1 protein-coding gene is annotated in these 240 nt (G+C 43.8%); it reads left to right on the top strand.

The window, feature by feature from the left end; translation table 11 throughout:
• Nucleotides 1-240: NAD-binding protein (locus AAEY79_RS16245; protein ID WP_352289782.1), on the top strand; the 240-nt coding region annotated here is incomplete at both ends.

Here is a 240-nt window from a genome sequence, read left to right as displayed (position 1 = left end):
ACCTTGCTAACATCGTTGAACACGTCACCGTACTTGAGTTTGACAGTAAGTTACGTGCCGATGAAGTGCTACAGCGCAAAGCTAAATCAATGGGTAACATCACCATTATTACCCAAGCGATGACCACTGAAGTCAAAGGTGATGGTACCCGTGTAACCAGTTTGATCTACACTGATCGTGCGACTGGTGAAAGTAATACCGTTGTCTTAGCCGGTATCTTTGTTCAAATTGGTTTAGTTC

Origin of the sequence: Psychrobacter sp. GW64-MNA-CIBAN-0177 (assembly GCF_040309585.1) — a bacterium.
Classification (GTDB): domain Bacteria; phylum Pseudomonadota; class Gammaproteobacteria; order Pseudomonadales; family Moraxellaceae; genus Psychrobacter; species Psychrobacter okhotskensis.
Note: the sequence above shows the minus strand (reverse complement) of the source record. Positions and strands in the feature narration are given on the sequence as shown.